Below are 11,071 nucleotides of genomic sequence, written 5' to 3'. Positions count from 1 at the left end.
CTATCTCAGCGACGAGGAGCGGCGCACCGCCCGCACGGACAAGGCGGTGTTCAACTGTCTTCCCCGGGACGACTGGCCTCCGTCGGGCCGTCCGGTCCGCGCGGACTTCGCGCAGTTCCCGGCCGAACTGCGCGAACGGGTGCTGAGCCGCTGGGAGTCCTACGGCTACCCGCCGCAGGGGTGAGCCGGGAGCCATCCCGGGCCGCGGGCCGCCGTCCGCCCAGGGCCACCCCCAGGAGGACGGCGCTCCCGCCCACCGCCAGCGACCAGCTCACGGGCTCGTCGAGCAGCACCGTCCCCAGGCCCACGGCGACCAACGGCAGCAGATAGCTCACCAGTGAGGCGGCCAGCGGCCCCTCCCCGGCGATCAGACGGAGGTTCAGCACATAGGCCGTACCGGTGCCGAGCACGCCGAGCGCCAGAACGGCGACGGTCGCGTCCGGATCACCCCCGACCGGCTTCAGCAGCAGGGGCCCGGCCAGCAGGGAGACGGCCGTGGCGGCGGTGAGCTGTCCGGCCGCGAGAGCCAGCGGGCCGTGCTCGGAACCGGCCAGCACCCGGCCGAGATAGACGAATCCCACGCCGAAGCCGGCGGCGGCCACGACACAGGCACCCGTCGCCGGCACGGTGCCCGGTGCACCCCAGGGCGCGAGCAGCACCAGGACGCCGGTGAAACCGACCAGGACCCCCGCGAGCTGGCCGCCGCGCATCCGGCGCCGCTGCCCGGAGAGGACCATGGCGACCACCGTGAACAGCGGAGCCGCCGCGTTGCAGGTACCCGCCAGACTCGAGTCCACGGTCTGCTCGGCCCAGGCGAAGAGGAAGTACGGCACATCGTTGGCGAGAACCGCCCCCACCAGCAGGTGGGCCCAGGTCCGACGGTCCTTCGGGAGGGACTCACCGCGCAGCGCGGCCACCATCAGCAGCACCGCGGCCCCGGTCGCCAGCCGGAGGGTGAGGATCTGGGCGGGGGAGAACGCCGGGGCCGCCAGCTTGATCAGCAGGTAGTTGGACCCCCACAACAGGGCGAGCAGGCACAGCCGTAACGAGCCGGTCGGGGACATAAGGGGCACGCTACCGGGTGGTCAGCCGATGGTGGGGTTGCCTCTGCTCCATCCCGTGCCGGCCGGACAGCACCGTTGGGGGAGTGTGCGGAGGGGCGGGCCCCCGACCGTCATGGACGGACGCAGAGCATGCACCCGTCCCAGTGGGGAAGGCCGCTCAGGAGCCGGTGCCGCAGCCGAACCCCTTGCCCACCCCGTCACCCCGCCGCGCGCCGACGGGCTCGGCGATCGCTCCGTGCGGCGAGGCCGGCGCGGACGGCGGCGGCGCTCTCGTCCAGCTCGCCCCGCTCCCGTACGCTCCAGTCCGCGTCGATCCGGAAGCTGTCACCGGCGAAGCGGGGGAAGACGTGCAGGTGCACGTGGAAGATCTCCTGAAAGGCGGCCTCCCCGTCGGCCAGGAAGAGGTTGACGCCCTCACAGCGCAGGTCCGAGCTGCGGAGCGCACGGGCGAGCCGGTGGGCCACAGCCCACACCTGGGCACCGAGCGGCTCGTCCAGGTCCTCCAAGCCCACCGCGTGTGCCTTGGGAACGACCAGCAGATGACCCGGCGTGACGGGCCGGAGGTCCATGAAGGCCACCACAGCGTCGTCTTCGTGGACGACGCTTGCCTCGGCCCGGCCCTGCACGATGGCACAGAACTCGCATCCGTCAGCGGTCATGATCTCTCCTCGCGTCGGGGAGCAGCCCAGTGTCGGGGACGGCCCCGTGTGGGGGAGCAGCCCCGTGTTGGGGGAACAGCCCCGTGTCGGCGGACAGCACCAGAACATCAGAGCCCGGCGTCGGCAGGCGAGCCGTTTTGTCGTCAGGTGACCCGCCGAGGACGTGACCCGCGGCCTCGGCCTGTTCGCCCGGCCCGTCGACCGGGCCGAGGCGTGCGTCTCGCGCGGAGGTGGTGAGGTCCCAGCTGCACGGCGCCCGTCAGGTTCGGTCCGTGCTCATCAGGTCGTCGGCTCCACACGAACCGCCGCACCACCCCGGCACCCCGAATCACGCCGATGCCGACGGCCGAGCCCCAGCGCCGGGCACTCGCATTCCACGGCCCGCCTCCGGGCCGAACCGCTGCCGGTACACCGAAGGGGCGAGCCCTGTCTCACGGCGCATCAGCGCGCGCAGATTCGCCGCGGTGCCCAGCCCACTGCGCCGGGCCACCACCTCGAACCGTGCCTCACCCCGCTCGATCAACCGGCACGCCAGCGCCAGACGTTCTCCCGTGAGCCACGCCAGCGGCGTCGTCCCCACCTGTGCCCGGAAGCGCCGGTGCAGCGTCGCCGGGCTGACCGCGGCACGGGCCGCGAGGTCGGACACCGTCAGCGGCGCATCCAGCCGCTCCTGCGCCCAGGCCAGGACCGGCGCCAGGGATTCGTCCGGCAGACCGGGTACCGGGCGCTCGATGAACTGCCGCTGCCCGCCGTCCCGGTGCGCCGCGAACACCAGGCGACGGCTCACGGAGTTGGCGATCTCCGCCCCGTGGTCGCGGCGGACGATGTGCAGCCCGAGGTCGAGAGCGGCGGCACTGCCCGCGGCGGTGAGGACGTCACCGTCGTCCACGAACAGCACGTCCTCCTCGAGCCGGACCGCGGGGAAGCGGGCCCGGAAGTCACCCGCCCACTGCCAGTGCGCGGTGGCCCGCCGCCCGTCGAGGACCCCGGCCTCGGCGAGAGTGAAGGCCCCGCTGCAGAAGCCGACCAGACGCGCGCCGCGCTCGTGCGCACGCCGCACGGCATCGAGGACGGCCGGGCGGCGGGGCACCTCGGTGTCGGGCCGGTTGGGGACGATCAGAGTGTCCGCCGTATCGGCCGCCTCCAGGCCGGCGACGCCCGTGAGCGCGAAGAACCCGTCGCGCATCCGGGTGAGCGGCTCGGGCGAACAGAGGCGGAAGTCGTAGAGCTCGCGGCCGATCTCGGGTCTGCGCAGGCCGAACACCTCGGTGGCAGAGCCGAGTTCGAACGGGTTCGAGTTCTCGTCCACGACCACGACGACCCGGTGCGGGGCACGGGAAACGTCCTGCGAGGAATCTTGTGGCATATGCGATTCCTAGCACTCACGGTTGCCGTGCTCAACCCGCGAGGATTCCCTCCATGCGCAACGAACCCATCATCCTCAGCGACGCCTTCGCCTCCTTCGACGCCCTCTGGAGCCCCCGCATCGTCACCCGCGTCAACGACTACGACGTGCGCCTTGCCAAGGTCGAAGGCGAACACCTCTGGCACGTCCACGACGACACCGACGAGTTCTTCCTGGTCCTCGACGGGGAGCTCCACATCTCCCTCCGCGAGGCCGCCGGCGAGCGCACGGTCCGGCTCCCCCGCGGAGCGGTCTTCACCGTCCCCCGAGGCACCGAGCACAAGCCGTACACACCCACGCGCGCCGACCTCCTCCTCTTCGAGCCCACCGGCACACCCACGGTCGGTGACCGCCACGACGAGATCCCGGACCATGTCGACGCGACGACCGGGCACGCCCTCGATCTCTGAGACGGCCCGGCACCGGTGGGCCGACGACACTCCCGTCACGGCTCACCGGGCACAGGCCGGCCATCGCCGACCGCCGCACGCCGGGCCGCCCACACCAGCAGCAGGCAGGCGAGCACCCCGAAGACGACGTTGCCCACCAGATCCGCCCGTGCGGAACCGCCGGACTCGGGCCGGACCGGGAAGGACACCCACACATAGGTGAGCACGGCCCCGGCTGCGGCCGCGAACCGATGACGAGCACCCCAGCCCGCCCGGCGGGACCACCGGCTCAGCCACCACCCGCCCGCGGCAACCGCCAGGCACCAGACACCGACTCCGATCCACTCGTACCAGTCGGCCGTCACGACGTTGAGCGGACCCCAGTAGGCACTCGTCACCGCCAGCCCCGCCAGGCCCACCCGCCACGGCGCCGGTGCGCGCCCCGGCACCTTCCGCAGCCGGACCCCGCGGATGCCGAAAGCCACGGCGATCAGCACCCCGATGACCAGTGCCATGCCACCGAGCTGGGCCGGCGAGGCCACGAAGTGCTCCACCGCGTAGTTGCCCCGGAAGACCAGCACCGCACCCGCCGCGTACAGACCCGCCACCACACCGAGACCGGCACGCCCCAGCCAAGGGTCGCTGCGCCGCGTCCGGGTCAGCGTCTCCACCAGCGCGATCGGCACGCAGATGCTCCACACCGTGTGCAGCGCGAGTGACGCCTGGGTCAGCTCGACACTCATGCCCAGGAACGGCAGATAGGAGACGCCGTGCAGCAGGTCGGCACCCGCGTAGGAGTCGTTCCACAGCAATTGGTCGACAGGCCCCTCCTCGATCAGCGCGTACGCCGCTGCGAGAAGCACCATCGTCGGCCAGCCGCCGCCACTGCGCCGCCCGATTTCCCGCACGAGCAGGGCACCGCAGCCGTACATCGGCGCCAGCATCACACCCAGCGGAAGTTCCGCGAGGGTGAGATTGCCCAGCAGGAACTCACCGACGAACGGAGCCAGGAGGAACAAGGCGAACGGGGGCGCGAGGCGGTGTCTTAACGGCATGCGCCAACCGTAGGGACCGGCGGCAGCACCGCACGTCCGCCGATGGTCTCCGGGTTCGGAACGAAAGTCGCGGTGTCAGTGCCGTCCGGGGCTTGGGGCGTCCTTCAACCACCGTTCACCGCACCCCTCCCGGGCACGTCGGTGGCGCCAGCGGGACGTGTCATCACCCGCGCCGCGCTTCATGCGGCCGTGGGCGGGGCCCCCGCCGGCCGGAGGGAACGGGCGCTGCTACCGGTTCGACGCCGATAGCCTGGGGCGGTGAGGCGTACTGAGCGGATGGCCGGCACCGTCGTCGGGTCAGCGGTGGGTGACGCGCTGGGAGCCCCTTTCGAGTTCGGCGCCCCTGGCGCTTTCTCCGCCCGGTTCCCCGTGCCAGGGGGCGGCGGCGAGATGCGCGGAGGTGGTGGCTGGGAGCCGGGTGAGGCCACGGACGACACGCAGATGGCAGTTCTGGTCGCTGACTCGTTGCTGCAACGGGACGGACTGGACCTGCCGGACATGTTCGCCCGCTTCCAGCGGTGGGCGGTGTCCGAGCCGAAGGACATCGGTCTGCAGACCGAAGATGTGCTGACCAACGGCATGCCCTGGGATCTGGCCGCCGCGACCCACTTCCGGGTCAACCAGCGAGCAGCCGGCAACGGCGCGTTGATGAGGGCATCGACGTCCGCAGTTCACTTCGCACCCGCAGGCCGGTCGGCCACCATGGACGCCGCCCGGCGCATTGCCGCCCTGACCCACGGCGACCGCGCCGCCTGGGAAGGCACCGCCATCTTTCATGAACTGATCCGTGCCGTTCTGGCGGGCGCCGACCCCCTCGGTGTGCTGCCGGACCTTCTGGCTGCTGTCCATCCCGACCACCGCCGACGGTACGCCACGGTCCTCGCAGCCGACTGGCATCCCGACGAGGCGACCGAGTTCAACGGTGCCGTCTGGCCCTGCCTCGGGTCGGCGGTCTGGGCCCTGCGCAGCACGACGAGCTTCGAGGACGCGGTTCGTGCGGCGATCGATCTCGGGGGCGACACGGACACCGTTGCCGCGGTCACCGGTGGCCTCGCGGGTGCCTCCTACGGACTGGACGCGATCCCTGCCCGCTGGACCGAGCCGCTGCACGTCCCCGTGCCGGGCTGTGCCGAACGGGTGCTGCGCCTGCCCGATCTCGTCGATCTCGCGCACCGCCTCGGAGGCTGACCGGCGGGCAGAGCCAGGGGACGAGCTGGGCCGGCGGAGCCCCGCCGCAGCGTGCGATGACGCGAAGCTCTGTATCCAGTCCCGGGGCACCCGGGACGACGCCGTCCGACCCCGTAGCGGCCATGCTTCCTGCTCATGAGGTGCGACCGGCCTGCTTCCGGTGGTCCCGGGGTGTGGAACCGTAGGCAGTGCGGAAGGCGCGGCTGAAGTCCGTCGCCCGGGGAAACCCCCACCGAGCGGCTATGGCGTGAATCGGTGTGGTGCGCAGTGCCGGGTCGATGAGATCGAGCCGGGCGGCTTCCAGGCGTTGGTGACGTATACGGGCACCGACTGTGGAGTCCTCGTTCCGGAACAAATGGTGAAGATACCTGACGGATATGTGGTGCGCCGCGGCTATCCCGGCAGGGGTCAGTTCGGGGTCGTGCAGGTTCTGCCGGATGAAGTCCTGAATGCGCAGCAGGAGGGTCCGCTGACGGGTCTCCGGTGTCAGGCAGTTCTCGTCCTCGAGAACGTGGGCGAAGAGCGCCGCCACCAGATCCGTCACCACCATGCCCAGCCGGGGTGCGTCGCTGGGCCGATAGGCCGTGGTGTCAGCGGTCAGTTGGGTGAGGAATTGCCCCAGCAGCGCACCTACCCCCGTCCGCCCGTTCAGACGGTGCCCGACCACCTGACCGGCCCGTCCGCGCGGCAAGGGCACCAGCGCCTTGGGAATCTCGAGGCCCACGCTCCTGATGATCTCGCCTCCCGTATGGATTTCGTAGGGCACGGAGGAGTCGTTGCAGTGCAGGTCGTGGGGGAGGTAATGAGCCTCTCGCTTTCCCCAGGTCGCCTGGCCCTCTCCTTGCAGCAGGAGGGAGAGGTGGAAAACCTCGGGATCGGACTGGCGGATCTGACGGGGCGTGCGAAGGAACGTGAGGGGATGGTAGGACGCGGGCCACATCGACACCGATCCCAGATCGATCAGGCGTTGGGTGGCCCGGTAATCATCGGCATGGTCGCTACTGAGATGCATGGGCGCATGGGTCTTTCCCATGCGCTCCTGCCAGTAGTCGAACCGGTCGGCCGGCGCCACGGTCTCGCTCCGGAAGACTACTTCGTTCAACATCTGCTTCCCCTAGTTCCGGTGAGTGCAGGTCAGTCCGCCGCCGGGCCTCCGGAGCGGAATCCTGGGTCATTCGCGGCATTAACCGTGGCCGGCGTTCCCGCCGGATCGCGTCGTACGGACCGGCCCTGTTGCCGGCCGCGGGTGCGCCCTTGCTGTTCATGTGGCTTCCTTCGCTGCTTCTGGAGTATCCAGTGTGGTCATGACGCTCGACGACGGCGTCGGGGCCTGCGTCGGCTGCCGCTGCCCAGCGCCGTGAACTGCGCTCGCCGGGAGCCTGGTTGCCTCTCGTGACGCCGGCCGTCACCGTCGGATTCCGGCCCTGTTGTCGAGTTCTCCGGATTCTTGGTCGCCACCGTTGACGATACGTCAGAACATCCGGTCTCATGTGTGACGATCTGTTGGATCCCGTCTGGTTCTGATTGTTTGTGTCAGTTGAACGGCCAAGGCGGTGATCTCCAGGCCATCCGTTGCTCACACGCTGCGGGAACGAGCGTGACCGACCATGGGAGCCGCTTGTGCAGAAGACCACTGTCAGAACCCGGACGGCGGGTGCGGGGACCGTCCTGTCGCTCATCGCCGCCGTCGGGGCCGTCGGCCTCGCCGGGGTGGGCACCCAGATCGCCACGGCACCGCCGGCCGCGGCCGTCGAGGACGGCCTCGCCCTCACCCCGCCCATGGGCTTCAACAACTGGAACTCCACCCACTGTCGCCGGGAGTTCAGCGAGGAGATGGTGAAGGGCATCGCGGACCTCTTCGTCTCCAAGGGACTGAAGAAGGCCGGGTACCAGTACGTCAACATCGACGACTGCTGGGCCAAGAGCACCCGCGACGGCTACGGGAACCTGGTGCCCGATCCCGCGCGTTTCCCGCACGGCATCAAGGCACTGGCCGACTATGTGCACGCCAGGGGCCTGAAGTTCGGCCTCTACACCAGCGCCGGCACCAAGACCTGCGACCGGGAGGGATTCCCCGGAGGCCTCGACCACGAGCGACAGGACGCGAAGCTCTTCGCCTCCTGGGGCGTGGACTACCTGAAGTACGACAACTGCAACAACGAAGGCCGCGACGCCAGGACCCGCTACCGCGCGATGCGGGACGCGATCGAGCGCACGGGGCGCCCGATCGTGCTGAGCGTGTGCGAGTGGGGCGAGAACAAGCCCTGGGGGTGGGCGGCGGACGTCGGTCACCTGTGGCGCACCACCGGTGACATCACCGACTCCTGGTCGAGCATGCTGTCCATTGTCAAGCAGAACCAGGCCCTCGCCGAATACGCCGGCCCGGGCCGCTGGAACGACCCGGACATGCTCGAAGTCGGCAACGGAGGCATGACGGCCACGGAGTACCGCAGTCACTTCACCCTCTGGTCGGTGATGGCGGCACCCCTGCTGATCGGAACGGACCTGCGCAAGGCCTCCGCGGAGACCTTCGACATCCTCACCAACAGGGACGTCATAGCCGTCGACCAGGACCCCCTGGGCCGGCAGGGGGCCGTGGTCTCCTCCGAGGGCGGCCGGACCGTCTTCTCCAAGCCGTTGGCCAACGGCGACCGGGCGGTGGTGCTGTTCAACGAGACGGACGGCCCCACCGACATCACCACCCGGGCGAGCGCCGTCGGCCTGCCCGCCGCCTCCTCGTACACGCTGCACGACCTGTGGTCCAAGGAGCGCAGCGTGTCGCACGACGGCCTGATCGGTGCGTCCGTCCCGTCGCACGGCGCGGTGATGTACCGGGTCGGCGCGGAGGGCGGCGTCGCCACACCGCCGTCGGGCACCTCGGACCTCAGTGCGCTCACACCCACGAGTGCCGGCAACGGCTGGGGACCGGTCGAGACGGACACCAGCAACGGCGAGCAGGCGCCGGACGACGGCAGCCCCATGACGATCGAGGGCGTCCCTTATCGCAGGGGCCTGGGGGTGCACGCCCCCAGCGAGGTCACCTACCACCTCGGGGGAGCCTGCTCCAGGATGACCGTCGACGTCGGCCTCGACGACGAGAGCGTCCGTGACGGCTCCGTGGTCTTCCGGGTCTACCGGGACCACACGAAGGTGGCGGACAGCGGGCTGCTCACGGTCGACGCCCCGGCCGAGCGGCTGACCGCGGACCTGACCGGAGGCTCCGTGCTCCGGCTCGTCGTCACGGACGGCGGGAACGGCAGAACGTCCGACCACGCCGACTGGGCCGATCCCCGGATCACCTGCGCCTGACCCGGACACCGGCCGACCGCACTGCGGCCCCGCAGGTGTGTGCCATTCCGGCGCGAACTGCGGGGCCTTCGGCGAACTGCGGGGCCTTCGGCGAACCGTGGGGCCGACAGGTTGCTCAGCAGCCATCCGTTCGGATCGTCGGCCCGAGCGGACGGTGAGAAGTGGGGCGGCAGCCGAACCGGGACCACGGCATCCTGAGTACCCTGTGCGACGTGACGACGCACAGGACCGTCGACGTGAGTGTCGACGCGATGATCGAGGACCTCAGGACACTCGTCGAAGTGGAGTCCCCCTCGCGCGATCTCGACGCCTTGAGGGCTTCGGCCGAAGCCGTCGCCGCTGTCATCGAGAGCCGTCTCGGCGGCCGGGCGGTTCTGGTGGAGAGCGAGGCCGGCCCGCACGTTCACTGGTCGGCCGGAGGCGATCCCACCGTGCTGATCCTCGGTCACCACGACACGGTGTTCCCGCTCGGCACCCTCGAACGCCGCCCGTTCACGGTCCGGGACGGGCGGGCGACCGGCCCCGGAGTCTTCGACATGCTCGGCGGCCTGGTGCAGGGCGTTCACGGCCTGGCGACGCTGGAGGACCGGTCGGGTGTCGAGATCCTGGTGACCGCCGACGAAGAGGTCGGCTCCCGCTCCTCCCGGGCCCTCATCGAGGAACGGGCCCTGGCCTGCGGCGCGGTACTCGTGCTCGAGGGCGCCGCGGACGGCGGACCCCTGAAGACCGGCCGCAAGGGCTGCGGAACCTTCCAGGTCTCCATCACGGGCCGGGCCTCGCATGCGGGCCTCGAACCCGCGGCCGGGGTCAATGCCCTGGTCGAGGCAGCACACCAGGTCCTGGACATCGCGGCGCTCGGCCGGCCCGACATCGGCACGACGGTCACCCCGACCGTCGCGTCCGCGGGAACCCTGGACAACGTCGTTCCGGCCGAGGCGACCGTCATCGTCGATGTCCGGGTCGAGACGGCCGACGAGAGGGAACGGATCGAGGCGGCGTTCGCGGCGCTGGCCCCACACCTCGACGACGCCCGGATCGTGGTTCAGGGAGCCATCGGCCGGCCTCCGATGCCCGAATCGGCGTCGGCCGGGCTCTTCGCGGTTGCCGAGCGGTTGCTTCCCGGCATCGAAGGCACGGCAGTGGGCGGCGGAAGCGACGGCAACTTCACCGCCGCGCTGGGAGTGCCGACACTCGACGGTCTGGGGGCAGTCGGGGGCGGTGCCCATGCCGACCACGAGTACCTGCTGATCGACGCCATGGCCGAACGGGCGGGACTCGTCGCCGCACTGGTGAACGCGGTGCGGAACGGCACACAGAGGTGAACGATCCTGCCCGACCTGTGAGCGATTACGCGAGCCCGGGCATCGGCGATTGACCGCCCGCCGCCCCGGGCGGCCGTGACACCGGAGGGCTGCGCGCGTCGCCCACGCCCCGAGGCGGCTGCCTGTCGCCTCAGGAACATCAACCGCATCAGCAGACGCTGCCTCCGCGAAGCATCCCCGTCCGGGGCGGGACCGTTCCTATGCTGAGGGGATGGAGTGGACGGCCTTGGCCGCAGTGGTGCTGGGCGGTGCGATCGGAGTGGGCAGCACTCTGGCCACGGACCGGGCCCGCTGGCGCAGGGACAGCATGACGCAGGACCGCGAAACGCTGCGGTCGGTGTACGTGCACTACCTGGAGGCGCTGGCGCAGGCGCGCGACGTCGTCTCCCATGCGAGCCGCGAGGTGTCCCGGCCGGAAGAGGAACGCCGGCACATGGTCTGGACGGTCCTCCAGGACCACGAGGTGTACGCCAAGCAGTACGCGCTCGAACTGATAGCGCCTCTCGACGTCGTGGAGCAGGCCAAGGAGGTCGCCGCCGGGCTCCTGGCCTACCGGGAAACGGTCGTGCGCGGCGAGACGTGGAGCGATGCCGACTGCACAGCGGCACGGCGCGCGTTACGGGAGTCCAGACGCGCCTTGATGACGGCCATGCGTACGTCCCTGGCCCGCCCGCAGTAGG

General features: G+C 70.7%; 10 protein-coding genes. 5 read left to right on the top strand and 5 right to left on the bottom strand.

What is annotated here, in order from left to right:
- Positions 1–50 precede the first annotated feature (50 nt).
- From ACFYYR_RS25570 to ACFYYR_RS25560, 3 genes are all read right to left on the bottom strand, one after another.
- On the bottom strand, positions 51–1,064 hold the full coding sequence (locus ACFYYR_RS25570; protein WP_388857969.1) for a DMT family transporter: 1,014 nt from the start codon (positions 1,062–1,064) through the stop codon (positions 51–53).
- 197 nt (positions 1,065–1,261) lie between these two features.
- Positions 1,262–1,723, bottom strand: a complete 462-nt coding sequence (locus ACFYYR_RS25565; protein ID WP_388857966.1) for an HIT family protein — start codon at positions 1,721–1,723, stop codon at positions 1,262–1,264.
- A gap of 328 nt (positions 1,724–2,051) precedes the next feature.
- Positions 2,052–3,089 (bottom strand): GlxA family transcriptional regulator, encoded by a 1,038-nt coding sequence (locus ACFYYR_RS25560; RefSeq protein ID WP_388857963.1) that lies wholly within the window; start codon positions 3,087–3,089, stop codon positions 2,052–2,054.
- A gap of 53 nt (positions 3,090–3,142) precedes the next feature.
- Here ACFYYR_RS25560 and ACFYYR_RS25555 point away from each other — a divergent pair, with 53 nt between their 5' ends.
- Positions 3,143–3,538: a cupin domain-containing protein gene (locus ACFYYR_RS25555; RefSeq protein ID WP_388857960.1), complete on the top strand. Its 396-nt coding sequence runs from the start codon at positions 3,143–3,145 to the stop codon at positions 3,536–3,538.
- 35 nt (positions 3,539–3,573) lie between these two features.
- Here ACFYYR_RS25555 and ACFYYR_RS25550 read toward each other — a convergent pair whose 3' ends face one another.
- The gene (locus tag ACFYYR_RS25550; RefSeq protein WP_388857957.1) at positions 3,574–4,572 is read right to left on the bottom strand and encodes a DUF998 domain-containing protein; all 999 of its coding nucleotides are present in this window, start codon (positions 4,570–4,572) and stop codon (positions 3,574–3,576) included.
- Positions 4,573–4,848: 276 nt separating this feature from the next.
- Between ACFYYR_RS25550 and ACFYYR_RS25545 the strand changes: the two genes are divergently transcribed.
- On the top strand, positions 4,849–5,760 hold the full coding sequence (locus ACFYYR_RS25545) for an ADP-ribosylglycohydrolase family protein (RefSeq protein WP_388857954.1): 912 nt from the start codon (positions 4,849–4,851) through the stop codon (positions 5,758–5,760).
- Between the two features lie 133 nt (positions 5,761–5,893).
- Here ACFYYR_RS25545 and ACFYYR_RS25540 read toward each other — a convergent pair whose 3' ends face one another.
- Positions 5,894–6,865 (bottom strand): helix-turn-helix domain-containing protein, encoded by a 972-nt coding sequence (locus ACFYYR_RS25540; RefSeq protein WP_388857951.1) that lies wholly within the window; start codon positions 6,863–6,865, stop codon positions 5,894–5,896.
- Positions 6,866–7,539: 674 nt separating this feature from the next.
- Between ACFYYR_RS25540 and ACFYYR_RS25535 the strand changes: the two genes are divergently transcribed.
- From ACFYYR_RS25535 to ACFYYR_RS25525, 3 genes are all read left to right on the top strand, one after another.
- The gene (locus ACFYYR_RS25535) at positions 7,540–9,069 is read left to right on the top strand and encodes an NPCBM/NEW2 domain-containing protein (protein ID WP_388858193.1); all 1,530 of its coding nucleotides are present in this window, start codon (positions 7,540–7,542) and stop codon (positions 9,067–9,069) included.
- A 212-nt stretch (positions 9,070–9,281) separates the two neighbouring features.
- Positions 9,282–10,391: a M20 family metallopeptidase gene (locus ACFYYR_RS25530; RefSeq protein WP_388857948.1), complete on the top strand. Its 1,110-nt coding sequence runs from the start codon at positions 9,282–9,284 to the stop codon at positions 10,389–10,391.
- Between the two features lie 211 nt (positions 10,392–10,602).
- Positions 10,603–11,070, top strand: a complete 468-nt coding sequence (locus ACFYYR_RS25525; RefSeq protein ID WP_388857945.1) for a hypothetical protein — start codon at positions 10,603–10,605, stop codon at positions 11,068–11,070.
- The last annotated feature ends 1 nt before the right edge of the window (position 11,071 follow it).

Source organism: Streptomyces sp. NPDC001922 (assembly GCF_042891165.1).
Lineage (GTDB): Bacteria > Actinomycetota > Actinomycetes > Streptomycetales > Streptomycetaceae > Streptomyces.
This window is presented reverse-complemented; position numbering and strand designations above follow the sequence as displayed.

Excerpts from the sequence above, each read along its gene's own strand:
- ACFYYR_RS25545 (WP_388857954.1), top strand. The coding sequence starts at position 4,849 with ATGGCCGGCACCGTCGTCGGGTCAGCGGTGGGTGACGCGCTGGGAGCC.
- ACFYYR_RS25560 (WP_388857963.1), bottom strand. The coding sequence starts at position 3,089 with ATGCCACAAGATTCCTCGCAGGACGTTTCCCGTGCCCCGCACCGGGTC.
- ACFYYR_RS25570 (WP_388857969.1), bottom strand. The coding sequence starts at position 1,064 with ATGTCCCCGACCGGCTCGTTACGGCTGTGCCTGCTCGCCCTGTTGTGG.
- ACFYYR_RS25540 (WP_388857951.1), bottom strand. The coding sequence starts at position 6,865 with ATGTTGAACGAAGTAGTCTTCCGGAGCGAGACCGTGGCGCCGGCCGAC.
- ACFYYR_RS25525 (WP_388857945.1), top strand. The coding sequence starts at position 10,603 with ATGGAGTGGACGGCCTTGGCCGCAGTGGTGCTGGGCGGTGCGATCGGA.
- ACFYYR_RS25555 (WP_388857960.1), top strand. The coding sequence starts at position 3,143 with ATGCGCAACGAACCCATCATCCTCAGCGACGCCTTCGCCTCCTTCGAC.
- ACFYYR_RS25550 (WP_388857957.1), bottom strand. The coding sequence starts at position 4,572 with ATGCCGTTAAGACACCGCCTCGCGCCCCCGTTCGCCTTGTTCCTCCTG.
- ACFYYR_RS25535 (WP_388858193.1), top strand. The coding sequence starts at position 7,540 with ATGGGCTTCAACAACTGGAACTCCACCCACTGTCGCCGGGAGTTCAGC.
- ACFYYR_RS25565 (WP_388857966.1), bottom strand. The coding sequence starts at position 1,723 with ATGACCGCTGACGGATGCGAGTTCTGTGCCATCGTGCAGGGCCGGGCC.